Genomic DNA, 26,281 nt, shown 5'->3' with positions numbered 1-26,281 from the left:
GACGTGCCGGGGTTCGCCGGCGCCGGGGGTGGTGCGGCGAAGGGGTATGGCAGCAGGGGTGGTTCGGCGTTGTACGGGCGGAGTGTGCGGCCGTGGGAGAGGGGTGTGCACGGCTGACGTGGTCGGCTGTGGGAGGGGGTTGTGCACGGCTGAGCTGGTCGGCTGCGGCAGGGGTGCGGCAGTCGGGGTGGTCCGGCGTTGTACGGCTGGGGCGGTCGGCTGGGTCACGGGGGTGTGCACGGCCGGGATGGTCGGCTGCGGCATGGGGGCCGGCACGGCCGGGGCGGTCGGTTGCGGCAGGGGCGCGGCAGCCTGTGTGGCCCGGCGTTGTACGGCCGGAGTGTGCTGCTGTGGCGGGGGGGTGTGCACGGCTGACGAGGTCGGCTGTGGCAGGGGTGCGGCAGCCGGGGTGGTTCGGCGTTGTACGGCTGGGGTGGTCGGCTGTGGCATGGGGGCCGGCAGGGCCGGGGTGGTCGGTTGCGGCAGGGGCGCGGCAGTCGGGGTGGTTCGGCGTTGTACGGCTGGGGTGGTCGGCTGTGGCATGGGGGCCGGCAGGGCCGGGGTGGTCGGTTGCGGCAGGGGCGCGGCAGCCTGTGTGGTTCGGCGTTGTACGGCCGGAGTGTGCTGCTGTGGCGGGGGGGTGTGCACGGCTGACGAGGTCGGCTGTGGCAGGGGGTTGTGCATGGCCGGGGTGGTCGGCTGCGGCAGCGGGGTGGGCATCGGCGGGCGGCCGGTGACCGGGGGAGGCGTCGGTGGGGCCGGGGAGACCGATCGGCTCACGCTGGGCATGCCGGGGAGCGGCGTGGCTACGGGCGCGGCATCGGCGGGGCGCGTGGTGAGAGGGGCGCCGAGCTGCGGGCGCGGGCGGGCCGCCGGACTGCCGCCGTGCGGTGTGCTGCGCTGGATCGGGGGGAGCGGCGGCTGGGGCTGCGAACTCCCGCCGCTGGGAGGGGTGCTGCCGACCGGCGCGGAACCCGTGGGAGGGGTCGTCGCCGGACGCGGTTGCTCCACGGGGCGTTCGGCGGGGGCGGGCACGCGCGAGGTGGGTGCACCGAGTCCGACGCGCGCACGCTGGACGGTGGGTTCCGCCGGTGCCGCTGTGGGACCGGCGGGAGTGCCGCTCGGCGTCGGCGCTGCGGCACGCCGCACGTCGAGGGCGGGGCCCGTGGGTGCGGAGGCGCTCGCGGAGGCGGGGGAGGCCGTTTCCGTTTCGCTCGTGCGCGGGGTACGGCTGTCATCGGCCGGTCGCGTCACGGCCCGCTGCACCGGAGCGGGGGCCGGGGCGGCGACGGGTTCCGGCGCCGCGACGCTGCCCTCGTCGGTACCGGGATGTGCGGGGGCCGGGGCAGCCGGCGATATCCGGGCAGGCAACGAACGACGCTGCACCGGGGCGGGGGCCGACCTGGTCAGCGGGGCCGACGCCGGGCGCGGCCGCACCGGCCCCACGGGAATGCCTCGCGCCGGGGGCACGGGAGCGCCCGGCTGAGGGGCCTTGGCAACGGCACGCTGCACTGGCGCGGGCCGCTGCGCGGCTTCGGCGACGTCTGGCCGGGAGGGCGTGGAGGCGGCCCGTTGCCCCGCTTCGGTGACGCTCGGTTGAGCGGGCGCGGGAGTGGGCTGCCGTACAGGCGTGGAGGCGGCTCGCTGTACCGGGGTCGGGGCGGCCTGCCGCACCGCCTCTGCGACATGCTGCGGCGAGGACGCGGCAGCGGACTTCGGTACGGGCGCGGGCACGGCCTTCTCCCCCGGCGTGGCAACGGCACGCTGCACGGGCGCGGGAACGTCCGACTGCGCTGACGGGGACGCCGACTTCTGCACCGGCGCGATGGGCGTCGGCCCAACTGGCGTGGCGGGGCTCGCTGGTGTGGCAACGGCGCGCTGAACTGGCCCCGTGCCGCTGGGTTTCGTTGCCGGGGCCGGGGGCGTTTGCCCTGGCGTGGAAGCCGCCCGCCGCACCGGCGTGGACGTCTCCTGCCCGGCCGGCGGAACAACCTTCACCGGCACAGCAGTTGCCCGCTGTACCGGGGCCTGCCCCGCCGGCGGAAGGGGCACGGCCCGCTGCACCGGCACGGCACCAGCCACAGCCCCCGGCACGGAAGCGGCCCGCTGCACAGGCACAGGCACAGAACCAGGCACAGGCGCGGGCGCGGACGTAGGCACAGCCCGTCCCCCACCCGCAGAAGCAGCCCGGCCTCCCGGCGCGACAACACTCACCGGCGTGGCAACAGCCCGCTGCACCGGCGCCGCGCCCCCCGCCCGCGAGGGCGTGGAAGCGGCAACCCACCTCGGTGCGGGACCAGCCGCCGCTCCCGGCGCCGGCCCGGGCACCGGCGGTGCCGCAGGCGGCTGTTCGGCGGAGCGCGTAGGCGTCGGTGCCGTCGGCGGGGTCAGCAAAGGGCCCATCCGGTCGACCGACGTGCGGTTCAGTACCGCGTGCGACAGCGTGCCGGTGAAGGACGGGTTCTGCCAGGTGGCCAGCCGGTTTCCGAAGCCGGCGTCGGCGACACCCGAAGTCCCCCCGGTCACCGCCCGCTGGATGGGCGGCAGCGCGGGCCAGGCGGCGGCCGGACGGGCATGCGTCGCCGCGGCACCGGTGCCCGGGTCGGCGACGGCGCCGGCGGCGGTCGTTCCGGTGGTCGTCGGCGGCGACGGCTCGTGCGCCCCGCCCGTCGTCGAGCCACCACGCCCACCCCTGAAGCGGTCCAGGAAACCCACGGCTCAGCCCTCCGCCCCGGCCCGGGTCACCAGGGACGCGATCTGGTTCGTGAAGCGGCGGCGGTCGTGGTGTTCCAGGTCCAGGATCTCCTCCAGGCTCCAGTGGAAGTGGTAGGCGACGTACGCGATCTCCTCGTGCAGCCGGTCGGTCGCGTACGTCACGATTCCCCCAGGCGGCTCCCGCCGAGTTCCACCTCGAAGGGCTCCGCGCAGTGCGGGCACTCCACCGCGGCGCGGGTGTGCCCCTCGGCGTTGATCTGGCGGTAGAAGTCCTGGAGGAACGCCAGGTCGGAGGCGAACATGTTCTCCACCACCCCGTCGTGCACGAGCGGCAGCGTGCCCAGGCGGGTGATGACCCGGCCGAGCAGCACCACCGACAGGTAGGCGGGGTTCTCCTGGACCCGGATGTCCCGCAGCGGCACCAGTTCGTCGCGGGCCGTGGCCAGCCGCATCACGCCGTCGCGGTGGACGGTGCCCGCCTCGTCGACGTAGCCGCGGGGCAGTTCGAAGGGGAACTCCGTCTGCAGGCGGAGCACCGGGGCCGCGGGGGCCGGGGCCGGTGCGGCGGCCGGGGCCTGCTCCGCGGCCCCGGCCCCCGGCGCGGACGGAGACGGCGACGGAACCGGTTCACCCGGCGCCGCCCCCGTCCCCGACCGGACAGCCGTACGCCGCATTACTCGATGACCAGTTCTTCGAACGTGATGGTCACCGTCTCGGTCAGCGCCGAGGCCTCACCGGCCTTCACGGTGCTGGTGTCGATCTTGCTGCACCAGGCGTTGCGCATGTTGTACCGCTTGACCGGATTGTTCTGGTAGTCCATCACCATGATCGTGGCGTTCTTGCGGGCCGTGCCCATCGCGCCGCTGACCGACTCGGTGATCCACTGGTTGAACGCGGCGGACTGCGTCATACCGCGCACGACCGTGCAGGTACCCGCCTTCTTCACGCCCGGCAGCTTCTTGGTGACCGGCTTGCCCTGCGCGGAGACCTGCTGGTACTCGATGACGTCCTGCTCCACGCTGAGGCCGCTGACCTCGGCGAGGTACTCGACCATCACGCCGTCGATCTGCAGGCCGAAATTGTGTGAAGTAAGGGCATCGCCCGGCTGGAGACTCATGTCGCTTTCCTTCTAGGGGTGTTGACGTCGATGGAGCGGGAGGAGTCGGCTGGCGGACCTACTCCTCCAGCTCCCCGCTCCCGCTGGAGAACTGAGCCAGTCGGAAGATCACGAACTCGGCCGGCTTCACCGGCGCGATGCCGATCTCGCACACCACCCGGCCGACGTCGACCGACTCCGGCGGGTTGGTCTCCTCGTCGCACTTGACGTAGTACGCCTCTTCGGGCCGGGCGCCGAAGAGGGCGCCGCTGCGCCACTCGTTGACCAGGAACGCCGAGACGTTGCGCCGGATCCGGGCCCACAGCGCGTGGTCGTTCGGCTCGAACACCACCCACTGGGTGCCGATCAGGATCGACTCCTCCAGGTAGTTGAAGTACCGGCGGACGTTGAGGTAGCGCCACGCCGGGTCCGAGGACAGCGTCCGCGCGCCCCAGATCCGGATGCCCCGGCCGGGGAACGCGCGGATGCAGTTGACGCCGATCGGGTTGAGCAGGTCCTGCTCGCCCCGGGTGATCTGGATCTCCAGGTCCACGGCACCGCGCACGACCTCGTTGGCCGGCGCCTTGTGCACACCGCGCTCGGAGTCGTTGCGGGCCCACACGCCGGCCACGTGACCGCTCGGCGGGATCAGCCGGGACTGGCCGGAGGCCGGGTCGAAGGACTTGATCCACGGGTAGTACAGGGCGGCGTACTTGGAGTCGTAGCCGGCCGTCTCCTGCCGCCACACGCGGATCTGGCGGGCGTTCAGTCCGGGCGGCGGGTCGATGACCGCGACGCGGTCGCCCATCAGCTCGCAGTGCGCGATCAGGCCGAGCTGGACCGCCTTGACGGCCTCCAGGTCGATCGCGCCGCGCTGGTAGGCGGCCATCAGGTCGGGCACGGCCACCATCGACACCTCGTCGACGGCCTCCAGGCCGCCGAAGCCGGTGCGGTCGGCGCTGTCGCCCAGGTACTGGGCCGGGCCGACGACCGCGTCCTGCTCCGCCGGTGCGGCGGGCGCGACGGGCGGCGCGGCCAGGGCCACCGTCTGGTTCTCCGGGCGGGCCAGCTGCGCGGACGGCGCGGCCTCGGCCACGGTGATGAGCTTGGAGCGCTCCTTGACCTGGGTGACGACGTAGGTGCGGCCGCCCTTCTTGGCGGTCACGTCGAACGACTCGACGGCCTTGTCGCCGTCCTTGACGATCAGCTTGAAGCGCTCGGCGGGACCCTCGCCCTCCGCGTCGGCGACCTCCACGCTCAGCGGGCCGTGCTGCCCGGCCGAGGTCGCCGTGACGGTGAACGTGCCGAGCTGCTTGGGCTCGCCGGCGGTCAGCGCGGCCGGCGCTGCCGCACCGGTCACCGCATGGGGGGCGGCGGCGTCGCCGGAGGCGCCCGCCGCGGAGCCGCCGACGCGGACGACGTAGGCCGCCGAGCCGCCGTTGTTGAAGAAGCCGTAGACGGAGTGCGCGAGGTAGTAGCCATCGGTGAAGTCACCGAAGGCCGCCACGTACTGCGTCCAGTTGGTCACCAGGGTCGGCTCGTTCAGCGGGCCGGTCGGGGCGAGCCCGACGAAGGCCGCCACCGAGGTGCCCACTCCCTCGATCGGACGGGAGCCGCTGGCCACCTCCTCGACGTATACGCCGGGCGACAGGTACGACGGCATGCTCTGCTCTCCTCGGGACACGAGTCAGGACGCCTCTCACCGTCACGCGCGCAGCGCGACGGCCGGAACGACCTGCGGTGCCGTGGCGGGGGCAGGCCTGTTGCCCCGAAGGGCAACGACCCGGACATGCCCTCAGGTCTGCCCCCAAGTTCCTTCCCCCGGCCCGGCGCCCTCGGTCACGCTGGTGCGCTGACGTGTATCCGCCGACCGTCGAGGGGAGCGCCCGTGCGCGCGCAGGACAAGGGCACCGCACCGAACGACCGGGCCCAGGGGACCCGGCCCGCCGCATGGACGGGCCGCGCGCCCCAGGGGCCCGGATGGGCGGCCGGGGTGCTCGGTCTGCAGCGGCTCGCGGGCAACGCGGCGGTGTCGCGCGCCGTCACGACGGAGCGGCACCAGCACTCCGCCGGCTGCGGACACGAGCAACAGCCCGCCGTACAGCGGAGCTCCCTGGTGCACCAGGTGCTCGGCTCGTCCGGCCGGCCCCTGGACACGGGGCTGGGGAGCGAGATGTCGGCGCGGTTCGGCGGCGTCGACTTCAGTTCCGTACGGGTGCACACGGACGCCGTGGCCCAGCGGTCGGCCGCCGAGATCGGCGCGAGCGCGTACACCTCCCGCAACCACGTCGTGTGGGACGGCCGGGACAAGCACACCCTGGCCCACGAGCTCACCCATGTGATCCAGCAGAGCCAGGGTCCGGTCTCCGGCGCCGACAACGGCGGCGGACTGCGGGTCAGCGACCCGGGCGACAGCTACGAGCGCGCCGCCGAGGCCAACGCCGCCCGGGTGATGGCCGGTCCGGCGCCGGTGCAGCGGGCGGTCGCGCCGCACGACACCGAGCACGACCACGCCTCCCCCGGCCTGACGCACGCCGGCGACGCGGGCGCGTTCGTGCAGCGGCGGGCCGAGACACCGGCCAGGATCGGCTTCGAGTTCCAGCAGCTGCGCAGCGAGGTCTACGTCAAGGAGGGCGACTCGGATTCCGATTCGGAGGCCGAGGTGTACGACCTCCGCGCCCAGCACTACGGCGAGGAGAACGGCCTCTGGTACGTCGTCCAGGACGGCGAGAACCTGGAGTTCGTCACCAAACCCTTCCGCAACAGGCGGGATCTCACCCGGGCCATGGCCGAGATCAGGCGGGTGGCGAAAGCGCTGGACACGGGGACCCGGACTCTGCAGCAGAACGGCTCCGACGGATCCCCCGAGTTCGAGGTCGGCGACGTCTACGTGACCGTGTACAAGCCCGACAGCACCGGTCAGCCGCAGGTGAACCCCGACGTGCCGCTGGACTCCCTGCCCCGCATGCACGAAAGGGCGGCCAACGATGCGGGGCACTTCGAGGAGTTCTACGGCGTCAACCAGATGTACTGGCGGGCCGAGAGGACCCGGGAGGAGGTGAACGAGAACGCCCAGCTCGCCTCGACGATCCGCCACCTCCGCACCAAGAACCTCGTCAGGGCCTTCGACATGCAGGACGCGCCGTCGGCCGAACAACTCGGCAGCGTGCGCGGCATGCTCCAGGTCATGGCTTCGGCCGCCGTGCACGAGGTGCTGTTCCACACCAATCTGCCCAAGGACCAGCCGCTCCTGCTCAAGACCCACATGGGAGCACTGTGGACGAGCCTGCGCCAGGACGGTGTGATCGGCGACCAGGTCGCCCTGCGCGATGTGGTGGCGCTGATGAGCTCGCTGAGCGACGACCTCGCCGACGAGGTCAATATCTGCACGAACATCGTCAGGGCGGTCATGAACGGGCGGGACCCCGTCTGGGCAGGTCCGGCGAGGCCGGTCGACATCGGGGCTCCGGAAGAGGAGGGCGGCGAGCCGACCGGTGACCGCAAGCAGGTCCTGGTCGAGCTGCGGCGCGTCCCGATCCTCGCCATCGACCAGTGGCCGGACTTCGCCGCCGGTTCCTTCGAGCACTTCATCGAGGACGCGGACGACCGCTACCACCGGGACCTGTGACGGGAGGCCTGCCCCTTCGGGCACACCCCCTGCCCCTGCGCCTCATGACGTCCGGCGGGGCCGGACGTAGCGTCGCGAAGGTGAGCCTGTGGACCTCCCTCGAACCCGCCTCCGCGACCGTGGACCCCGGTGCCAGTACCCGCGTGCGGCTGCGGGTGCGCAACACCGGTGATGTCGTCGACGAGTACCGTTTCGAGCCTGTTGGTGCGATCGCGCCGTGGACGACCGTGGAGCCGCAGACGTTGCGGTTGTATCCGGGGACGACGGGGACGGTGGAGCTGACGTTCTCGCCGCCGCGTACGTCGGATGCGGTGGCCGGTCCGAATCCGTATGCGGTGCGGATCACGCCGACCGAGCATCCGGACGCGGTGACCGTGCCGGAGGGGAATCTGACGATCACTCCGTTCACGGAGGTGCGGGTGGAGCTGGTGCCGCACACGGTGAAGGGGCGTTTTCGGGGCCGGCCGCGGCTGGCGATCGACAACCTGGGCAACACCAAGGTCACCGCCTCGCTGAGCGGCAACGACACCGGTGACCGGCTCTCGTACGAGATCCAGCCGGGCAGCGTGCAGATCGATCCGGGACGGGCGGTGTTCGCGGACACCACGCTGCGGCCGCGCCGGATCATCTGGTTCGGGGCCAAGCAGGAGCAGCCGTACACCCTGGCGGTCCGCCGGTCGGGGGCACCGGCCCTGGAGGTCGAGGGCACCTACGTGCAGCGCGGGTTCCTGCCGCGCTGGCTGGCCACCGCCCTCGGGACGGTCTTGGCGCTGACGATCGCCTTCGTGATGATCTGGCTGGCGTACAAGCCGCAGGTGCGCACCTCGGCGACCGAGCAGATCGAACAGGCCGGCAGCACCCTCGCCCCGCCCAGCCCCACGCCCGAGGCGACCACCCCGTCCCAGGCACCCAGCCAGGAGCCCGCCGCGCCCCCGGCGGCGGCCCCGAGCCGGACTCCCGCCGGAGGCGGCGGCGGAGGCGGCGGCGGCGCGACCAAGAAGCCGACGAAGCCGAAGCAGGAGACCGCGGCCGACGCGGTGCAGAAGCTCGCCGCCCGCAGCAGCGGACGCCACATCTGCTACCGCGCCTACGTGGCGGACCACGGCTGGCAGGACCCGGTGTGCGACGGCGCGGAGGCCGGGACCACGGGCAAGGAGCTGCCGATCAAGGCGCTGAACATCGCGGTCTCGGGAACCGGCGGCACCGCGGGCAACGGAGCCTACAAGAGCGACGGCTGGAAGACCCCCTGGTCGAGCGCCGCCGACGGCGTCGACATGTACCTCGGCAGCACGAAGGAGTCCGAGCTGCCCCTGCAGGGCTTCACCATCAAGACCACCGACGGCTCGGTCTGTCAGAACGCCCATGTGGAGGACCGGGGCTGGATGGGCCTGGGCTGCACCAAGCCCGGCGACTGGATCTACGGCGGCAGCCCCATGGAGCAGAACCTCCAGCTGGAGGCGGTCCGGTTCACGGTGTGACCGGCAGCTGTGACCGGTACGTGTGCCGGGCACCTGTCCGCCGGGGCACGGGGAAGCACCCCTTCGGGCAGCGAGGCTGCCCCGAGGCTTCCTGACGGCGCCCCCGCCCGGGTCTTAGCGTCGACAGGTGACTCTGTGGACTTCTCTGGAGCCGGCGGCAGCGACGGTGGACCCGGGCGGCAGCACGGTGGTGCGGCTGCGGGTGCGCAACACCGGTGATGTCGTCGACGAGTACCGTTTCGAGCCTGTTGGTGCGATCGCGCCGTGGACGACCGTGGAGCCGCAGACGTTGCGGTTGTATCCGGGGACGACGGGGACGGTGGAGCTGACGTTCTCGCCGCCGCGTACGTCGGATGCGGTGGCCGGTCCGAATCCGTATGCGGTGCGGATCACGCCGACCGAGCATCCGGACGCGGTGACCGTGCCGGAGGGGAATCTGACGATCACTCCGTTCACGGAGGTGCGGGCGGAGCTGGTGCCGCACACGGTGAAGGGGCGTTTTCGGGGCCGGCCGCGGCTGGCGATCGACAACCTGGGCAACACCAAGGTCACCGCCTCGGTGGCCGGCAACGACACGGGCGACAACCTGTCGTACGAGTTCCGTCCGGCCAGTGTGCAGATCGAGCCGGGTCGGGCGGCGTTCGTCGACACCACGCTGCGGCCCCGGCAGGTGATCTGGTTCGGGTCGAAGGAGCAGCGGCCGTTCTCGCTGACCGTGCAGCGGTCGGGGGTGGTGCCGCTCGGCGTCGACGGTACGTTCGTGCAGCGCGGGTTCCTGCCGCGCTGGCTGGCGACCACGCTGAGCGTCGTGACGGCGCTGGCGATCGCGTTCGTGATGTTCTGGATCGCCTACAAGCCGTCGGTCGGCAGCGGCGCCTCGGAGAAGCTCGCGGAGGCCGGCAGCACCGCGCTGCCCAGTCCGATCGCGTCCGCGCCGTCCGCACCGAGGACCGACGCCTCCGCCGACCCGCTGCCCCCGTCCCAGCCCTCCTCCGCGCCGCCCCGGCACGACACGGGCGGCTCCGGCTCCGGTTCCGGTGGTTCGTCCGGCTCCGCCGGCTCCAGCTCCTCGGGGTCGTCGGACTCCGGCGGCGGCAAGCCCGGCGGATCGGGTCCGGCGCCCACGAAGAAGCCGGTACCCGGCCAACTGATCATCGGCCAGGGCTCGAACCGGTGCATCGACGTCACCAACGCGCAGGACGGCCGGGGCCGCGACGGCACGAAGCTCCAGCTGTGGGACTGCGCCGGATCGGCCAACCAGAAGTGGGACTTCCGGGGCGACGGCACCGTCCGCTCCCTCGGCCTGTGCATGGACGTGGCCTACGGATCCCGGGACGACGGCGCCGCCATCCAGCTGGCCCGGTGCAGCGGCAACCCCGCCCAGCAGTTCGTGATGAGCCCCGCCGGGGACCTGGTCAACCCGCAGGCGAACAAGTGCGTGGACGCCAAGGACAACGGCACCGGGAACGGCACGAAGCTCCAGCTGTGGCAGTGCTCCGGAACCCCCAACCAGAAGTGGCGGGTGCAGTAGGGCCGGTGACCGGGCGGGACTACCAGGTGGCCTCGCCCGGGACCAGGCGGCCCGCCTTGCGGTACTCGCGGCGGGCCCCCTCCAGCAGGTCGCCGTCGCCGACCGGCTCGTCCCGTCCGGCGGCCAGATAGGCGGCGGTGACCACCGCGCTGCGGATCGAACCGCCGGCCAGCTCGAAGTCCCGTGCCGGCGGCCGCGGATCGACGCCCTCGGCGCACGGGACGGACGACAGCCCGTGCCGCCACAGGGCCAGGCGCTGCTCCGCGTCCGGGAACGGGAAGTCGACCACCAGGTCGAGACGCCGGGTGAACGCCTCGTCGATGTTGGCGCGCAGGTTGGTGGTCAGCAGCGCGATGCCGTCGAAGGACTCCAGCCGCTGGAGCAGGTAGGCGCTCTCCATGTTGGCGTAGCGGTCGTGGGAGTCCTTGACCTCCGAGCGCTTGCCGAAGACCGCGTCGGCCTCGTCGAAGAGCAGGACGGCGTCGGTGCGGTCGGCCTCGGTGAAGATGCGCTCCAGGTTCTTCTCGGTCTCGCCGACGTACTTGTCGACGACCGAGGACAGCTGCACGACGTACAGGTCGAGGCCGAGTTCGGCGGCGACGACCTCGGCGGAGAGCGTCTTGCCGGTGCCGGACTCGCCGGCGAACAGCCCGAGCACGCCCCGGCCCCGGCCGCCGCCCGCGCTGAGCCGCCAGTCGCCGAGGACCCGGTCGCGGTGGCGGGCGCGCAGCGCCAGTTCGCGCAGCTGGGTCAGCGGACGGTCGGGCAGGACCAGGTCGTTCCAGGTGACGGCGGGCCGGATCCGGCGGGCGTGCCGCTCCAGGCCGGAGGCCGACTGCTGCCGGGCGGCGAGCCGCACATGGGCGGCGGTGAGCGGGGTGCCGTCGAAGGCGGCCAGGGCGTGGGCGGCGTGCGCGGCGCGCTCCACCCGGTCGCCGCCCAGCCGGTACGGTGCCACGGCCGTGGCCAGGTCGAATCCGATGGCGTCGGGGCCCAGCGCCGCCGACCAGGCGGCCGTCCCGCCCGCCCGGCGCCGGGGGGCGTCCAGGACGAGCGGGTCGCGGGCGCTCCAGTGCGGGTCGTAGGGGCGCGGGTCCGTCAGCAGCACGGTGACGTCGGTCGCCGCGGCCAACGCCTGGACCAGCGGGCCCGGTTGCTCCGGCAGACCCGACAGGACGACCGCCCGGCCGCCGAGCCGCGCCTCGCGCAGCAGGGCCGGGACGCGGTCCTCGGGACCGGAGAAGCGCAGTGCCCCGCGGCCGGCCGCGCGCAGGGCGCCCGCGATGGCGGCCGGGCCGTCGCCCTCGCGCATCTCGCGCAGATAGACGGTGACCGGTCCCGCGGTCAGCCGGTCGGCCAGCCGGAGGACGAAGGCGTCGTCGGCGGCGGGCAGATGCTCCGGCATCGCGAGCAGATGTCCGTGGAGCACGTCGTCCGGGGTGTCGTCGCCGATCAGGTGGGCCACCAGCCGGTCGGGCACCCGCAGCGAGCGCCCCAGGAAAGGCCGTTCGGGTTCCTCGACCTCCAGCAGCCCGAGCGCGCGCAGCGGCGCCGAGGAGTGGAAGCGGGCCCGGGCCGCCGCCAGGTGCGCGGGCATCCCGCACAGGTCGAGGGCGAGCCCCGTGGTGGCGCGCCGCCTGCTCACGTCGTCGTTGAGGTAGCCGTACAGCGGCTCGAAGGCACGGTCGAGGTCGGGCGCGAGGGCGACGAGCAGGATGGCGGTGTCCAGCTCGGACAGGCCCATCCGGGAGGCCAGGCCGATCAGCCGGTCGGTGTGGGCCGCGGGGGCAACGGGAGCGGCGGATTCGGTGCCCGCGGGGCCGGCCGGGGCCGGGTCCCCGAGGTCCACCAGGCCGACGGGGGCGCCGGCCGGTTCCGTCCCCAGGAGGTGCTGGACCGCCTCCTGGGGCAGGTACAGGCCGCGCAGCGGATCGTCGGCCGTGGGGTCGCCGGCGGCGCGCTCGTCGACCAGGGCGGCCACCCGCTCGCGCAGGGCGGTGAGACGGGCGAGCAGCACGGCGGCCGGATCGGCGGTCCCGGTCGGTCGCGCCTGCGTGTACGGGGCGGTCACCGCTTGTCCGGGTGCGGTGCGGCGGCCTCGCGGGCGGCGCGGGCGGCCGCCACCTGCCGGGGCCGGTGGGCGCGTTCCCCGGACTGGGGCGGGTTGCCGTCCAGGCCGCGCACCCGGACCGCCGCGCCCTCGGTGACCGGCGGACCGGCGTCGTACTCGGGGAAGGCCGGGAAGGGCGCGGTCACCACCAGGTCCAGGGAAGGCTTGAGCTCGCCGCCCAGGGCGGACCAGATGTCGGCCATGGAGCGGGACTCGGTCTGCACGCCCGCCACGGTCAGCGGCACCGCCAGCCCCAACGCTCCCAGGGAACCGGGCAGTTCGTCGGCGGACAGCAGCTCACGGGGCAGCAGTGTCGCCAATACGGCCGACAGCAGCCGATGTTCGTCCTGCGGTGTCTTCGTCCAGGCGGTCACCAGGTACGACAGCCGGAACCAGCGCGGCGGTTGGCGGCGCCGCACCACCACGTCCCGCTCGTCGCGCACGGACACCTGCCCGCGCTGGCGCCGGTGCACGTCCTCCCGGATGTCGTACAAGTAGGCGTTGATCACTGGGGCGTTGCGCCGGGCGGCCCAGTCGCGGGTGGGCGCCTCGAAGGAGACGTCGATGCCGGAACCGGCCAACGCGCCGCCGCCGAGGAGGCCCTTGAGGACCTCGTCCACCTCGTGGATCACCGTCGCGCTCCCGATTCGCCCTGCCGTTCGCCCTGTTGGGGGCCGTGTCCACCGATCGTGCCGCGCCCGCCGCCGCGGCCGCAGGCGCGCCGGGGCCGACGGCCGGGCAGGCGGCGCTGCCCGCGTGTCCTCCTTCGATTGCCCGTTCGGTCAGATGTAGCCTTCCCGGAGGGCATACGCCACGGCGTGGGCCCGATTGCGCAGGTGCAGGCGTGTGGTGAGGCCGTGCATGACGTTCTTGACAGTACGTTCGGAGTAGGACAGCTTGCTGGCGATCTCTCCGGTGTCCAGACCCTCGGCCACCAGGCGCAGGACGTCCACCTCCCGTTGCGCCAGACCCAGGGAGGGGGCGCCGGGCCGGCCCGCCGCACCCCGGTGCAGTGTGCCCACCTGGCTGATGAGCCTGCCCAGCAGGTCGGAGGGCAGGTCGCCGTCCCCGCGCGCGGCGGCGACGACCGCCTGCACCAGCCGGTTCGCGGTGGCCTCGCGGCGCCACACGATGGCGCCGATCCCGCACTCGATGACGTCCAGCAGTTCGTTCTCCCGGATCGTGCCCACGACCAGCACGGCGCGGGCACCCTCGCTGCGCACCAGCCGGCGCACCCGGGTGAGCGCCGCCTCGTCGAGGGTGTCCTCGATCAGCACGGCCACCGTGCCGGGGCCGGACTCCGTGCGGATCTCGATCTCCGGGCGTCTGCGCAGCTGGCTGACGGCTCCTTCGCGGGAGATCGGGTCCGGGGCGGTCACCGCCACGGGTATCCGGCGGCCGGTGCGGGTGCCGGCGGTGATGCCGCTGCCGGTGCCGGTGGTCATGCCGGTGATACCGGTGATGGTGTCGGTGCCGCCGTCTGCTGTGCCGGGTGAGCTGAGCAACCGATTCTCCCCTGGTCTCGGATCCGCCACCCGGTACGGACCGGCGGCGGAAGGGCTCGATCCACACTTCTGTGGCGCCTGTGGCGTGCGCAATCGTGGAGGACCACGAGGCGGACCACGAGACCAGCGGACCGACCACCACGAGCGGCCGCCGGAGGGCGCGTCGCAGCAGGTCAGCGGGGGGTCGAGAGGCAACGGGCAGGGCCGGCCGGGCAGTTCGCGCCCCGCCGTGAGCATTGCCACAGGGGTCGTGGGGAACCGCGGGCCACAGCGCCGCACGCGGCACAGGAGGCAGGGATGACCGGACCGCTGCGGGAACGCGGCGACGTACACGCGCTGCTCGTGGCCGAGACCGAACGCGCCCGCTCCGGTCACGGCGGCCTCGTCCTGCTGCGCGGGGCCACCGGCACCGGCCGCTCCGCCGTGCTGGAGGCGGCCGCCGCGCACGCGGCGCACCGCGGACTGCGCGTGCTGCGGGTGCGCTGTTCCCCCGAGGACACCGCGGTGCCCTTCTCCACGATCCTCCATCTGCTCGGCCCGGTCCCGGAGTTCGCCGACATGGCGCCCGGCGGCGACGACCGGGGCAGCGCGGCCCGGCTGTGGCGGCTGCTGCGCTCGTACGCGGCCGAGGGGCCGCTGATGCTGGCCGTGGACGACGTGCACCTGGCCGACGAGTCGTCGCGCCGCTGGCTGGTCGAGGCGGTGCGCCGCGTCGACCCGTTACCGGTCCTGGTGGTGGCCACCGAGCGCAGACAGTACGACATCGATCCCCGCCCGGCGGGTCTCACGCATGCCCTGTCGCCGTCCCTCGTCCGCGCGTACACCCTCGCCCCGCTCACCGACGAGGCGTCCGCGGACCTGGTCCGGGCCGCCTTCCCCGCCGCCTCGCCGTCGTGGACGGCGGACTGCGTCCGGGCGGGCGCGGGCAACCCGCTGCTGCTGCGCGCCCTGCTCGACGACCTGGCCGGAGCCCCGGCGGGCGCGGTGCCCCGGACCTGTGCCGCGCTGTACCCGGGGTCGTACCCGGCGGCCGTCTCCTGGTGGCTGGACGGCACCGGCCCGGCGACGGCGCAGGTGGCCCGGATGCTCGCGGTCCTGGAACAGGCCGGGGAACAGGACCGGGAGGACGAGCGGCAACAGGACCGGGAACAGGACCGGCAACAGGCCTGGGCGGAGGACTCCCTGGCCGGGCTGCTCGCCGAGGCGTCCGGGGCCGATGCCGCCCGTGTCTCCGGCTGGCTCACCGCGATGACCCGGATCGGTGTGCTGCGGCCGGACGCCGAGGGCCGCCCCGCCTACGCGCATCCGCTGCTGCGGGACGCGGTGCTCACCGGGTGGCCGGCCGTGCGGCGGCAGGCCGCGCACCGGGCGCTCGCCGCGGCGATGCTGCGCCGCGGCGACGGCGTGGCGGCCGTGGCCCGGCAACTGCTGGGCAGCGGGACCGTCGGCCTGCCCTGGGCGCTGCGCGTGCTGCGCGACGCCGCGGCCGTCGCCATTCGCGAATCCCGCACGAACGACGCCGTCGGCCTGCTGCGCCGGGCGCTGCAGGAGCCGCTGCGCGACGACCTCAAGCAACGGACGTTGACCGTGCTGGGCTCCCTGGAGTACGCCACCGCGGACGCCCCGGCGGGCATCCCGCGCCTCGCCGAGGCGATGTGCCTGCCCGCCGAGCCCCGCGACCAGGTGCGCACGGCCCTCGCCCTGGGCGCCGCCCTGGCCGGCCGCGGCGAGGTCCGCGCCGCCGTGGACCTGCTGCGCCGGGTGGAGGGCCAGCTCCGCGAGCACCCCGAACCGGCCGCCACGCTGCGGGCGGCCGCCGTCCTGCTGTCCGACCGGGACCAGACGGTGCGCCGTGAGGCGTACGCGCGGCTGCACGACACCGCCGAACGTTCCCCGGAACTCGTCGACGCCACCAGCCGGGCCCTGCTCGTGCGGTACGCGGCCACGGCCGGGACGACGTCGGCGCGGGCGGCGATGACCCGGATGTGGGAGCTGCTGACCGAGCCCGGCGACCCGCTCGCCGAGCCGTTCCTGCTGGGCACCGCCGCCGCCGTGGCCCAGTGGGCCGACGAACTGGACGAGGCCGAACGGCTGGCGGAGCGCGCCCTGGCCGGGCAGCGGCCCGAACTGCTGCACCCGATGGACGAGGCCCTGCTGGACACCTGGGCCGACATCGCCGCCGCCCGCGCCGAGTACGGCCGGCTGCTCGCCGACCACGCGGAGCGAACCGTCCCGGCCGACCGCACCGGCCCGTCCAACATCGACGCGCACGCCCTGATCGCGCTCGTCGAGACCGGTCGCACCGACGAGGCGCGGCGGCTCGCGGACGGCTTCGACCTGCGGGACGCCCCGGACTCCTGGGAGTTGAACCGCCTGCTGTACGCGCGGGGGGTGCTGCGGTCCGCCGAGGGTGACACCACCGGCGCCCTGCACGACTTCCTGGAGTGCGGGCGGCGCCAGTCGGCCCGGGACGTGATCAGCCCGGTCGTCACACCGTGGCGCACGGCCGCCGCCGAGTGCCGGCTGGCGCTGGGCAGCCCCCGGGAGGCGCTGGCGCTGGCCGAGGAGGAGCTGCGGCTGGCCCGGGTCTGGAACACCCCGCGCGCGGTGGGCCGGGCGTTGCGGGTGCTGGGCCTGGCGACCGGCGGGCGGCGCGGACTGGAGCTCGCGGAGGCTGCCGTGGGCCTGCTGCGCACGGCGCCGGACGGGGTGGAACTGGTGGCCGCGCTGATCGCGCAGGGGCGGCAGCTGACCGCCGCCGGGGAGCGGGTGCGCGGGCGCGAGTGTCTGCGCGAGGCGGCCGAGCGCGCCGAACGGCTCGGTGCCGTACGGCTGCGGACGGACGCCGAGGAGGCGCTGCGCGTGGGCGGCGCCCGCCGCTCCGGGACCGCGCACACCGGCTCGGGCGCGCTGACCGGCAGCGAGCGCCGGATCGCCGAACTCGCCGCCGACGGCCGGACGAACACCGAGATAGCCGACCTCCTCCATGTCGCGCGCCGCACCGTGGAGACCCACCTGACCAGCACCTACCGCAAGCTCGGCATCCGCCGCCGGGGCGAACTGCGCGGCGCGCTCGGGGTGGTGGACGAGGGCGAGCAGGGCGTGCCCGCCTGACCCCCGCCGGGGTCACACCCGCGAACCCCGCCCGGCCATCCCGTACCCGTACTCACCACCCCGTCAGCAGCAGGTGGTTGAGAAGCAGGGCAAGCAGGGCCTGGGCGGTGAGCCAGAAGCGGGGGCGGGTCAGGAAGGCGCAGGCCGGCAGGAGCCACATCGCGAACGGCAGCCAGATCCGCTCCGTCTCGGCCTTGCTCATGCCGGACAGGTCGGCGACCAGCAGGGCCAGCAGGGCGGCCGTCACCAGGACGGCCAGGCGGGTTCGCGCGGGCGCGGGCTCCCCGCGGCGCCGCGGCCCGAGCAGGACGGCGCCGGTGCGGCGCAGGCCCGCCGCGGTCGCCAGGCCCGTGATGAGCACCGTGCAGGCGAGGTTCGCCCAGACCCAGTAGCCGTAGGGGCGGATCCCGCCCACGCCCTGGTAGTAGCGCCGCACCAGCAGGTGGTACGCCTCCCACCAGTCGAATCCCGCGAGCGTGAACACCGTCGGCACGACGGCGAGGCCGACGAGCAGCAGCACCGGCAGGACGGGGCGTTCCCGGATCCGCCGCCGGCCGAGGACCAGCACCGCCGCCCCGATCAGCGCGAAGAGCGTGAGCCCGTACGACAGATAGCAGGTCAGGCCGAACAGCAGCCCGGACACCGCCGCCCACAGCACCGACCGCCCGGTGACCGCGAGCGCCAGCAGCGCGACGGCCCAGGCGGCGACCGCCGCGAAGTACGCGTCGGCCGAGACCCCCATCCACACGGCGGCCGGTGCCAGGGCCAGGAACGGGGCCGCCCGCCGCGCCAGTTCCTCGTCCGCCAGCGCCCGCACCGCGACCAGCACGGCCACGCAGGCGGTCGCGCCGACGGTGATGCACCAGGCCCCCGCCCAGCCGCCGCCGCGCAGTCCGATCCGGTCCAGCAGGACGAAGGTGAGGGTGGCGCCCGGGGGATGGCCGGCGATGTGCGCGGGCCAGGGCGCGGGCGTGCCGACGACGATGTGGTGGGTGAAGTCGCGCAGCGTGGCCGGGATGTCGTGAAACCGGCCGATGACCGTGAGGTACTCGTTGCGGGTGGTCAGCCGCCCGGCCACGCCCCGCTGCCGGCCGTCGACCAGCGCGAGCGACCACGTCCAGGCCAGGGCCGTGCCCCAGGCCGCCGCGAGCAGCGTCCGCCACGGAAGCCGCACGGCGAGCGCCGGCCCGTACGCCACCACGGCGACCGCCACCGGCACGGCGGCCCCGGTGCCCGGACCCACGTGGGGGTCCCACTCGGCCAGCACCGGCGGCCAGTGCACGAACAACGTGCCGTTGGAGCTCTGGATGTGGCGTCCGATCAGCACGGCGGCCGTCACGAGCAGGGCGGCGGCCGCGGCGGCGTACAGGTCGCGGAGGAAGGCGCGGTTCACAGCCGAACGCTAGGGCAGGCCCCGGTCCGCCCGACATGCGGCAAAGGGGTGCACAAGCCTGATGTCAGCGTTTCATCATGGTTCGGGCCCCTTTTCCGGCCCGGTCGCGGCCTACGGTCGGCACATGCGCGACGATCCACGGCTTCCCTCCTCGCCCGGCTTCTGGCGCAGTCCCGTGCGCGGCTCCTGGTTCACCTCGGTGCTCGGCCTCGTCCTGCTCGTCGGCATCACCGTGCTCTTCGTGACGGGCCTGGTCTCGTACGCCGCCTACAACCCGAACCTGGCGCCGGTCAACGACCAGACCCCGGACAAGGGAATCCTCGGCTTCTACCTCTTCTCCTGGCCGACCGACCCGCCCTGGCTGTACCGGCTCACCCAGGGCACGCACGTCACCCTCGGCATCACCCTGATCCCGGTGCTGCTGGCCAAGCTGTGGTCGGTGGTGCCGAAGCTGTTCGCGCTGCCCCCGGCGCGCTCGCTCGCCCACGCCCTCGAACGGGTCTCGCTGCTGCTGGTCGGCGGCGCGCTGTTCGAGTTCACCACCGGCGTCCTCAACATCCAGCTCGACTACGTCTTCCCCGTGCTGCAGCCGCACGGCGCCTTCCGCCGGGGCGCGCTGCGCGCCAACCAGGTGGCCGACCCGCGCTCACTGCTCGCCCTGCAGGCCAACGGCGAGGACCTGACCCCCGATCACGGCTACCCGGCCCGGGTCATCGTGCCCGCCGCGCCCGGCGTGCTCAACACCAAGTGGGTGGGCCGCATGACGTTCGGGGACCTGTGATGCCGCGCCGCCTCCCGGTCGGCAGCCCGCTGCAACTGCTTCTGCCGGCCTGCTCGTTCGCCCTCGCCGGATACGCGGGGGTGCGGCTGCTGGCGGGCGACTGGCTCGGCGTCGCCCTGTGGTTCGCGGGGGCGGCCGCCCTGCACGACCTCGTGCTGCTGCCGCTGTACGCGACGGCCGACCGCGCGGCCGTACGGGGGCTGGCCGCGGCCGGGCACCGCGAGTGGACCCTGTACGTACGGGTGCCGGCCATGCTGTCCGGACTGCTCCTGCTGATCTGGTTCCCGCTGATCGCCGGCCTGGTGGACGAGCGCTACCGGTCGGCCACCGGACGGTCCACCGACGGCTTCCTGGCCCGCTGGCTGCTGATCACCGCCGTCCTCTTCGGCGGTTCGGCGCTGCTGCTGGCGCTACGGCTGCGCAGGGCGGCGAAGCACCGGCCGCCGGCCGCCCACTGACGCTCGGTGCGCCAGCCCGCCCGCCGCGCGATCCGCAGCAGGGCCGGCGTGCCGAGCCGCGCCCAGGGGAACGGACCGCCGCCGAGACCGCCGGTGCTGTCGACGACCTCGACCTGGGCGCGTTCGTCGATGTCCACGGGCACGGTCTCGGCGATCAGCAGCCCGCCGGGCGCGAGCAGGGCGGCCACCCGGTCCAGCAGCGCGCGGGGGTCGCCGCCGATGCCGACGTTGCCGTCCATGAGCAACACGGTGCCCCAGCGTCCGGTGCCGGGCAGCGGCTCGAAGACCGAGCGGTGCAGCGCCGGCCCGCCGATCCGGCGGGTGTGGGCGACGGCGTCCTCGCTCACGTCTATGCCGAGCACGGTCCGGCCCCGGGCGGCGAGTTCCGCGACCAGCCGGCCGGGCCCGCACCCCACGTCGAGGACGGTGCCCTCGCAGCGGTCCAGCACCGCACGGTCGACCGGGTCGGCCCGCGCGCACCAGCGTTCCACCTCCAGCGGCAGCAGCCAGCCGTCGGCGCGGCGCAGGAACAGCGGTCCACGGCCGGCCCGCAGGGCGGCGGCGTACGGATCGCAGGCGGCCCAGGGAGGCGAGACGGCCGCGATGCCGGGGGCGGCGGCGCTCATCGGCCCGGTACCGCGGTGCACCGGGCCAGCCGCGCGGCGAACCGGCCGTGCGGCGCCAGGGCGGCGACGGCCCGCGCGTCGTCGGCGGTGTCCACGTCACGCAGCCGGGGCAGGTCCCGTACCCGCAGCCCGGCGGCGGCCAGCCGCTCCCGCTGGACGGCTCCCGTCTCGGGAGTCGACATGGGCACGCCCCGCAGCAGGGCCGGTTCGGGCCGGGCGAACCCGAGCGCCCAGAAGCCGCCGTCCGCCGCCGGGCCGAAGTACGCGTCGCAGTCGGCGAAGTCCACGGTGAGCAGCTCCGGCGTCACCTGCGGGGTGTCCATGCCGATCAGCAGAGCCGGTCCCGCGCACCCGGCGAAGGCGGCCGCGAGCCGCTCGTCGAGACCGCCCGGACACTGCGGTACGACGTCGAAGCCGGGCGGCAGCCAGTGGCCGGGGGCGCCGTCGAGGACGAGGACGCGCCGGTCGGCGGGGGCGGCAGCCACGGCGTCCAGGGTGTCGGCGAGCGCCGCCTCGGCGAGGGCCGCCGCCTCCCGGGGCGTGAACGGCGGGGTGAGCCGGGTCTTGACCCGGCCCGGCAGCGGCTCCTTGGCGATGACGAGGAGTGTGGTCACCTGCGGTTTCCTCCATGGGCCGGGGTGTCCTGGACGTCCTGGACGGCGGCGGGCGCGGACAGCACCCGGCTCATGTCCCGCACCGCCTGCCAGGTGCCGCGCCAGGTGCCGGTCACCTTGGAGGCGCCGGTGCGCGGCAGGTACGGCACGTCGTGCTCGGTGACCCGCCAGCCGGCGTCGGCCGCGCGCACCACCATCTGCAGCGGGTAGCCGCTGCGCCGGTCGGTGAGGTTGAGCTCCAGCAGCGCTTCCCGGCGGGCGGCGCGCAGCGGGCCGAGGTCGTGCAGGCGCAGTCCGGTGCGGCGGCGCAGCATGCCGGCGAGCGCGAGGTTGGCGGCGCGGGCGTGCGCGGGCCAGGCGCCCCGGGACCGCGGGCGGCGCCGGCCCAGCACCAGGTCGGCCTCGCCCAGCCGTACTTCCCGTACGAAGGGGACGAGGAGCGAGGGGTCGAGGGAGGCGTCGCAGTCGCAGAAACACACGATCTCGGCGGTGGCGGCGCGGAGTCCGGCGTGGCAGGCGGCGCCGAAGCCGCGGCGCGGCTCGTGCACGACGGTCGCCCCGAGCGCGCGGGCGACCTCCGCCGAGCCGTCGGTGGAACCGTTGTCGACGACGAGCGCGCGCCAGCCGGCCGGCACCCGGGCCAGCACCCAGGGCAGGGCCGCGGCCTCGTTCAGACACGGCAGCACGACGTCGACGTCCAACGGTGGGGGCGAGGTGGTCACGGCTTTCACCCTACGAACGCGAAACGCCCATATCGGGCTACGGCTCCTTACGAAACGCGGACGGCGGGGTCGGGACGGCCCACCCGGGCGGCATCGGCGGGCGGTGCGGTGCGAGGCTGGGGACATGCAGCAGCCGTACGAGCCCCCGGGAACGGAACCGACCGCCGAGCCGCGGCGGACGGTCCCTTCCGCCGGGCCGCAGCAGCCGGAACCGAGCCCCGCACCTCCGCGCACGGGACCGGTCCCGCCCGCCCGGGTCCTGGTCGTCGACGACGACCCGACCGTGGCCGAGGTCGTCGCCGGGTATCTGGAGCGGGCCGGATACGTCGTGGACCGCGCGGAGGACGGGCCGACGGCGCTCGCCAAGGCCGCGGGCCACTGGCCCGACCTGGTGGTGCTGGACCTGATGCTGCCCGGCATGGACGGGCTGGAGGTCTGCCGCCGGATGCGCGCCCGCGGGCCGGTGCCGGTCGTCATGCTGACCGCCCGCGGCGACGAGGACGACCGCATCCTGGGCCTGGAGGTCGGCGCCGACGACTACGTCACCAAGCCCTTCAGTCCGCGCGAGTTGGTGCTGCGCGTGGAGTCGGTGCTGCGCCGCACCCGGCCCGCCGCCCCGGCGCCCCCGCTGGGCGCGGCCGGCCTGAGCCTCGATCCCGCCGCCCGCCGGGCCACCAAGAACGGCACCGAACTCGCCCTCACCCTCAGGGAGTTCGACCTGCTCTCCTTCTTCCTGCGGCACCCGGGGCGGGCGTTCGGCCGGGAGGACCTGATGAAGGAGGTGTGGGGCTGGGACTTCGGTGACCTGTCCACCGTCACGGTGCACGTCCGCCGGCTGCGCGGCAAGATCGAGGACGACCCCGCCCGGCCCCGCCTGATCCAGACCGTGTGGGGCGTCGGCTACCGCTTCGACCCCAGCGGCCAGGAGGCGGCCTGACCATGAACGACACACTCCTCATCGCCCTGTACGCCTTTCTCGGGGCCGCGGCCACCGGCCTGGTCGGCGCGGGTGTGCTGCGTCTGAGCCGGCGCCGTTCGCTCACCATCTCGCTCGCCGTCGTCGCGGCGGTCGGGGTGTTCGCGATGCTCGCGGGCACCATGGCGGTGGCCCAGGCGATGTTCCTGTCCTCGCACGACCTGAGCGTGGTGACCACGGTCGTCGCGATGGCGGCCGTCGTCTCCCTCGCCACGGCCCTGCTGCTGGGCCGCTGGGTCGTCGCCCGCAGCCGCGAACTCGCCGTCGCCACCCGCTCCTTCGGCGACGGCGGCGACTTCACCGCGCCCGCCGTGCCGGCCACCGCCGAACTGGACGCGCTCAGCCGCGAGTTGGCCGCCACCAGCGCCCGGCTCGCCGAATCCCGCGAGCGGGAACGCGCGCTGGAGTCCTCCCGGCGCGAACTCGTCGCCTGGATCTCGCACGACCTGCGCACCCCGCTGGCCGGACTGCGCGCCATGTCGGAGGCCCTGGAGGACGGCGTCGCCGCCGACCCGGACCGCTATCTCAAGCAGATGCGCACCGAGGTCGAGCGCCTCAACGGCATGGTCGGCGACCTCTTCGAGCTCTCCCGCATCCACGCCGGCACGCTTCCCCTCAGCCCCGCTCGGATCTCGCTGTACGACCTGGTCGGCGACGCGCTCGCCGGGGTGGACCCGCTCGCCCGCGAGTACGGGGTGCGGCTCGTCGGCGACGGCGTCGAACCGCTGCCGGTCGAGGTGGACGGCAAGGAGATGAGCCGGGTGCTGGGCAACCTGCTGGTGAACGCGATCCGCCGAACCCCCACCGACGGCACGGTCGCGGTGTCCGCCGAGCGTTCGCCCGACGGCGTGGTCCTGTCCGTGACGGACGGCTGCGGCGGCATCCCCGAGGAGGACCTGGCCCGCGTCTTCGACACCGGCTGGCGCGGCACGGACGCCCGGACCCCACCGGCGGGCGCGGGCCTGGGCCTCGCCATCGTCCGGGGCATCGTGGAGGCCCACCAGGGCCGGGCCACCGTACGGAACATCCCCGGCGGCTGTCGCTTCGAGGTGACGCTTCCGGCGGCGATGTAGGCGTGCTCAGTCGCCGCGCAGCCCGGCCCGGGCGAAGTCGCGCATGCCCTCCTCGAAGCCGACCTCCGGCTTCCAGCCGAGTGCGGCCCGCAGGCGCGAGGAGTCGGCGGTGATGTGCCGGACGTCCCCGAGCCGGTACTCCCCGGTGACGACGGGCTCGGGGCCGCCGTACGCGGCGGCCAGGGCCCGCGCCATCTCGCCGACCGTGTGCGGCTCGCCGCTGCCGGTGTTGTACGCCGTCAGCGCCCCCGGCGCCGCGTCCGCATCCAGGGCCAGGGCGTTGGCCGCCGCCACGTCCCGTACGTGCACGAAGTCCCGCCGCTGTCGCCCGTCCTCGAAGACGCGCGGGGACTCGCCGCGGGCGAGCGCCGAACGGAAGAAGGAGGCGACCCCGGCGTACGGGGTGTCGCGGGGCATCCGGGGGCCGTACACGTTGTGGTAGCGCAGGGACACCGCCGAGCCGCCCGTCGACCGGGCCCAGGCGGCGGCCAGGTGCTCCTGGGCCAGCTTGGTCGTGGCGTACACGTTCCGGGGATCGGCCGGGGCGTCCTCGCCGACCAGACCGGGAGCCAACTCGGCCCCGCAGCGCGGGCACAGGGGCTCGAACCGGCCCGCGTCGAGATCGGCGGCGGCCCGCGGGCCCGGCCGCACCACGCCGTGCCGGGGGCACTCGTACCGCCCCTCCCCGTACACGACCATCGACCCGGCCAGCACGAGGTGCCGTACGCCCGCCGCGGCCATCGCGGTCAGCAGCACGGCGGTGCCGAGGTCGTTGCGCGAGACGTACTCCGCCGCGTCCTGGAACCCGGTCCCGAGCCCGACCATCGCCGCCTGATGACACACGGCGTCCACGCCGGTCAGCGCGAGGGCGACCGCAGAGGGATCGCGCACGTCCGCGCCGTGTCCACCTCGTTCGGCTCGTTCGCCTCGTTCGCCTCGTTCGCCTCGTCCGGCCCGCACGTCGAACACGAGCGGTTCGTGCCCGCGCTCCGCGAGCGCCTCGACGACATGGGACCCGATGAACCCGGCACCGCCGGTGACCAGAACACGCATACGGCCACGCTAGATCCGTACCCCCCACCGAACCGGCCGACCACACCGCCACGTCACGACTCCGTAAGACGTGTGGGGGCGCGGCCGCGCATCGGCGACGGCTCGGTGAGCCGGCCCGCCGACGAGCCGCTGACCGGGCGAGATGGCGCCTCGGCGGCTCGCCGACGCCGGTGTTTGCCACGGAAGTCGGAACGGTCGGCAGGCCCCGTGGAGTGGGACAGGCTGTTCATATGGTTTAGCGGGTTTTGGGGGTTCTCGGGTGATTGCGTCACCCTCCGCGTGGGACGCAGGTGACCAAGTGGGTTCGTCCGCGTTTATCCGGTGCGGGTGAGTGCCCGCGACATGTCTGGAAGGCAGGGAACCCATGAGACGGGCCACCCGAAACACTGTGATCGCCATTGCCGCCGCCTCCGGTGCGATGGCCGTGGCGGGGCCGGTGTACGCAGACTCCGCGGCCGAGGGTGCCGCGGAGGGCTCTCCGGGGGTGATCTCCGGCAACAACCTCCAGGTTCCGGTGCACGTCCCGGTCAACGTGTGCGGGAACACGGTGAACGTGGTGGGGCTCCTCAACCCCGCCATGGGCAACTCCTGTGCCAACCGGGGATCCGGTTCGGGCCGGACCGGGGGAGCCACGGCCGTGGGCGGGACGCAGGGCTCGCCGGGGGTGGTCTCCGGCAACACGGCCCAGCTGCCCGTCGACGTCCCGGTGAACGCGACCGGCAACTCCGGCAATGTGGTCGGCGTGCTCAACCCGGTCTTCGGCAACTCGTCCACGAGCGGGTCCGTCACCACGCCGAGCGTGCCGACCACCCCCGTCGTGCCTCAGCCGCCCACCCGGACCGAACCCTCGACGCCGGCCAAGCCGCCTACGCCGGTGACGCCGCCCACGCCGGCCAAGCCGCCTACGCCGGTGACGCCGCCCACGCCGGCCAAGCCGCCCACGCCGGTGACGCCGCCCACGCCGGCCAAGCCGCCCACGCCGGTGACGCCGCCCACCGAGGTCACCCCGCCCACCGAGGTCACCCCGCCCACCGAGGTCACCCCGCCCACCGAGGTCACGCCGCCCAACGCGCCCCGGCCGGTGACGCCCCCTCAGGCGCCCAACCCGGTGACCCCGCCGGCGCGGACCACGACCAGCACCCTGGCGCACACCGGCGCGGACGGTACCCTGTCCGCCGCCGCTCTGAGCGCGGTCCTGCTCGTGGGCGGTGCCGCCCTGTACCGGCGCGCCCGGGGACGGATGGCGCCCTGACACGGGCCCGGAGCCGGAATCCCGCCGTCTGCCGCATGGAGCGCGCAGACGGCGACCCCGCGGGGCCCCGGGGTCGGCGCGGGGGGGAGCCCCGGGGCCCCACGTCCCACACTCGGTCGGGGTTGTGGGGCGCGGGGGGTCCGAGGAAGGGCGGGG

Annotated in this window: 20 protein-coding genes; 8 read left to right on the top strand and 12 right to left on the bottom strand. The window is 74.5% G+C overall.

Features of this window, described 5'->3' with window-relative positions; translation table 11 throughout:
• Window positions 1-2,718: 2,718 nt before the first annotated feature.
• From ACWGKT_RS38155 to ACWGKT_RS38140, 4 genes are read right to left on the bottom strand one after another with little or no spacing between them, the layout of a single operon-like run.
• On the bottom strand, window positions 2,719-2,877 hold the full coding sequence (locus tag ACWGKT_RS38155) for a DUF6760 family protein (RefSeq protein ID WP_356149455.1): 159 nt from the start codon (window positions 2,875-2,877) through the stop codon (window positions 2,719-2,721).
• Window positions 2,874-3,389, bottom strand: a complete 516-nt coding sequence (locus ACWGKT_RS38150; protein WP_453277261.1) for a hypothetical protein — start codon at window positions 3,387-3,389, stop codon at window positions 2,874-2,876. Before ACWGKT_RS38150 ends, ACWGKT_RS38155 begins: the two co-directional genes overlap by 4 nt.
• Window positions 3,389-3,832, bottom strand: coding sequence for a phage tail protein (locus tag ACWGKT_RS38145; protein ID WP_235457242.1), 444 nt, complete (start codon window positions 3,830-3,832; stop codon window positions 3,389-3,391). The genes ACWGKT_RS38150 and ACWGKT_RS38145 overlap by 1 nt, the downstream gene beginning before the upstream one ends.
• A 58-nt stretch (window positions 3,833-3,890) precedes the next feature.
• Complete coding sequence (locus tag ACWGKT_RS38140) at window positions 3,891-5,474, bottom strand: phage tail sheath subtilisin-like domain-containing protein (protein ID WP_453277260.1); 1,584 nt, start codon at window positions 5,472-5,474, stop codon at window positions 3,891-3,893.
• A gap of 225 nt (window positions 5,475-5,699) precedes the next feature.
• Here ACWGKT_RS38140 and ACWGKT_RS38135 point away from each other — a divergent pair, with 225 nt between their 5' ends.
• The 3 genes from ACWGKT_RS38135 to ACWGKT_RS38125 all read left to right on the top strand — a co-directional run bounded on the left by ACWGKT_RS38135 (window position 5,700) and on the right by ACWGKT_RS38125 (window position 10,448).
• On the top strand, window positions 5,700-7,439 hold the full coding sequence (locus tag ACWGKT_RS38135) for an eCIS core domain-containing protein (RefSeq protein WP_453277259.1): 1,740 nt from the start codon (window positions 5,700-5,702) through the stop codon (window positions 7,437-7,439).
• An 80-nt stretch (window positions 7,440-7,519) separates the two neighbouring features.
• Entirely contained in the window at window positions 7,520-8,917 is a 1,398-nt protein-coding gene (locus tag ACWGKT_RS38130; protein WP_453277258.1) for a hydrolase, read from the top strand.
• Window positions 8,918-9,044: 127 nt separating this feature from the next.
• On the top strand, window positions 9,045-10,448 hold the full coding sequence (locus tag ACWGKT_RS38125; RefSeq protein ID WP_453277257.1) for a ricin-type beta-trefoil lectin domain protein: 1,404 nt from the start codon (window positions 9,045-9,047) through the stop codon (window positions 10,446-10,448).
• Window positions 10,449-10,467: 19 nt separating this feature from the next.
• Here ACWGKT_RS38125 and ACWGKT_RS38120 read toward each other — a convergent pair whose 3' ends face one another.
• The 3 genes from ACWGKT_RS38120 to ACWGKT_RS38110 form a co-directional block, all read right to left on the bottom strand.
• Complete coding sequence (locus ACWGKT_RS38120; RefSeq protein WP_453277256.1) at window positions 10,468-12,519, bottom strand: AAA family ATPase; 2,052 nt, start codon at window positions 12,517-12,519, stop codon at window positions 10,468-10,470.
• Window positions 12,516-13,190, bottom strand: a complete 675-nt coding sequence (locus ACWGKT_RS38115; RefSeq protein ID WP_235457236.1) for a DUF4255 domain-containing protein — start codon at window positions 13,188-13,190, stop codon at window positions 12,516-12,518. The genes ACWGKT_RS38120 and ACWGKT_RS38115 overlap by 4 nt, the downstream gene beginning before the upstream one ends.
• A gap of 150 nt (window positions 13,191-13,340) precedes the next feature.
• The gene (locus ACWGKT_RS38110; protein WP_235457247.1) at window positions 13,341-14,003 is read right to left on the bottom strand and encodes a helix-turn-helix transcriptional regulator; all 663 of its coding nucleotides are present in this window, start codon (window positions 14,001-14,003) and stop codon (window positions 13,341-13,343) included.
• A 357-nt stretch (window positions 14,004-14,360) separates the two neighbouring features.
• On the opposite strand from ACWGKT_RS38110, the gene ACWGKT_RS38105 reads away from it, so the two are divergent.
• Window positions 14,361-17,177, top strand: a complete 2,817-nt coding sequence (locus tag ACWGKT_RS38105) for an AAA family ATPase (RefSeq protein WP_453277255.1) — start codon at window positions 14,361-14,363, stop codon at window positions 17,175-17,177.
• 52 nt (window positions 17,178-17,229) lie between these two features.
• Here ACWGKT_RS38105 and ACWGKT_RS38100 read toward each other — a convergent pair whose 3' ends face one another.
• The gene (locus tag ACWGKT_RS38100) at window positions 17,230-18,570 is read right to left on the bottom strand and encodes a hypothetical protein (protein WP_453277254.1); all 1,341 of its coding nucleotides are present in this window, start codon (window positions 18,568-18,570) and stop codon (window positions 17,230-17,232) included.
• Between the two features lie 124 nt (window positions 18,571-18,694).
• Here ACWGKT_RS38100 and ACWGKT_RS38095 point away from each other — a divergent pair, with 124 nt between their 5' ends.
• Window positions 18,695-19,351, top strand: a complete 657-nt coding sequence (locus tag ACWGKT_RS38095) for a molybdopterin-dependent oxidoreductase (RefSeq protein WP_453277253.1) — start codon at window positions 18,695-18,697, stop codon at window positions 19,349-19,351.
• Window positions 19,352-19,664: 313 nt separating this feature from the next.
• Here ACWGKT_RS38095 and ACWGKT_RS38090 read toward each other — a convergent pair whose 3' ends face one another.
• Genes ACWGKT_RS38090 through ACWGKT_RS38080 form a run of 3 tightly spaced genes read right to left on the bottom strand, consistent with a single transcriptional unit; the run spans window position 19,665 to window position 21,780 of the window.
• Entirely contained in the window at window positions 19,665-20,435 is a 771-nt protein-coding gene (locus tag ACWGKT_RS38090; RefSeq protein ID WP_453277252.1) for a methyltransferase domain-containing protein, read from the bottom strand.
• Window positions 20,432-21,049, bottom strand: coding sequence for a TIGR04282 family arsenosugar biosynthesis glycosyltransferase (locus ACWGKT_RS38085; protein WP_356149433.1), 618 nt, complete (start codon window positions 21,047-21,049; stop codon window positions 20,432-20,434). Before ACWGKT_RS38085 ends, ACWGKT_RS38090 begins: the two co-directional genes overlap by 4 nt.
• Entirely contained in the window at window positions 21,046-21,780 is a 735-nt protein-coding gene (locus ACWGKT_RS38080; protein ID WP_453277251.1) for a glycosyltransferase family 2 protein, read from the bottom strand. Before ACWGKT_RS38080 ends, ACWGKT_RS38085 begins: the two co-directional genes overlap by 4 nt.
• 115 nt (window positions 21,781-21,895) lie before the next feature.
• Here ACWGKT_RS38080 and ACWGKT_RS38075 point away from each other — a divergent pair, with 115 nt between their 5' ends.
• Both ACWGKT_RS38075 and ACWGKT_RS38070 read left to right on the top strand, forming a co-directional pair.
• Window positions 21,896-22,708 (top strand): response regulator transcription factor, encoded by an 813-nt coding sequence (locus ACWGKT_RS38075; RefSeq protein WP_453277250.1) that lies wholly within the window; start codon window positions 21,896-21,898, stop codon window positions 22,706-22,708.
• Window positions 22,709-22,710: 2 nt separating this feature from the next.
• Window positions 22,711-23,820 (top strand): sensor histidine kinase, encoded by a 1,110-nt coding sequence (locus ACWGKT_RS38070; RefSeq protein ID WP_235457227.1) that lies wholly within the window; start codon window positions 22,711-22,713, stop codon window positions 23,818-23,820.
• 6 nt (window positions 23,821-23,826) lie between these two features.
• Here ACWGKT_RS38070 and ACWGKT_RS38065 read toward each other — a convergent pair whose 3' ends face one another.
• Window positions 23,827-24,873 carry an NAD-dependent epimerase/dehydratase family protein gene (locus ACWGKT_RS38065; protein WP_453277249.1) on the bottom strand — a complete coding sequence of 349 codons (1,047 nt, stop codon included), beginning with the start codon at window positions 24,871-24,873 and terminating at the stop codon, window positions 23,827-23,829.
• Window positions 24,874-25,261: 388 nt separating this feature from the next.
• Between ACWGKT_RS38065 and ACWGKT_RS38060 the strand changes: the two genes are divergently transcribed.
• Entirely contained in the window at window positions 25,262-26,125 is an 864-nt protein-coding gene (locus ACWGKT_RS38060) for a chaplin (protein WP_453277248.1), read from the top strand.
• Window positions 26,126-26,281 lie beyond the last annotated feature (156 nt).

This window comes from Streptomyces sp. NPDC054794 (assembly GCF_053611585.1).
Note: the sequence above shows the minus strand (reverse complement) of the source record. Positions and strands in the feature narration are given on the sequence as shown.

Excerpts from the sequence above, each read along its gene's own strand:
- ACWGKT_RS38150 (WP_453277261.1), bottom strand. The coding sequence starts at position 3,389 with ATGCGGCGTACGGCTGTCCGGTCGGGGACGGGGGCGGCGCCGGGTGAA.
- ACWGKT_RS38145 (WP_235457242.1), bottom strand. The coding sequence starts at position 3,832 with ATGAGTCTCCAGCCGGGCGATGCCCTTACTTCACACAATTTCGGCCTG.
- ACWGKT_RS38140 (WP_453277260.1), bottom strand. The coding sequence starts at position 5,474 with ATGCCGTCGTACCTGTCGCCCGGCGTATACGTCGAGGAGGTGGCCAGC.
- ACWGKT_RS38110 (WP_235457247.1), bottom strand. The coding sequence starts at position 14,003 with ATGACCACCGGCACCGGCAGCGGCATCACCGCCGGCACCCGCACCGGC.
- ACWGKT_RS38105 (WP_453277255.1), top strand. The coding sequence starts at position 14,361 with ATGACCGGACCGCTGCGGGAACGCGGCGACGTACACGCGCTGCTCGTG.
- ACWGKT_RS38095 (WP_453277253.1), top strand. The coding sequence starts at position 18,695 with ATGCGCGACGATCCACGGCTTCCCTCCTCGCCCGGCTTCTGGCGCAGT.
- ACWGKT_RS38090 (WP_453277252.1), bottom strand. The coding sequence starts at position 20,435 with ATGAGCGCCGCCGCCCCCGGCATCGCGGCCGTCTCGCCTCCCTGGGCC.
- ACWGKT_RS38075 (WP_453277250.1), top strand. The coding sequence starts at position 21,896 with ATGCAGCAGCCGTACGAGCCCCCGGGAACGGAACCGACCGCCGAGCCG.
- ACWGKT_RS38070 (WP_235457227.1), top strand. The coding sequence starts at position 22,711 with ATGAACGACACACTCCTCATCGCCCTGTACGCCTTTCTCGGGGCCGCG.
- ACWGKT_RS38065 (WP_453277249.1), bottom strand. The coding sequence starts at position 24,873 with ATGCGTGTTCTGGTCACCGGCGGTGCCGGGTTCATCGGGTCCCATGTC.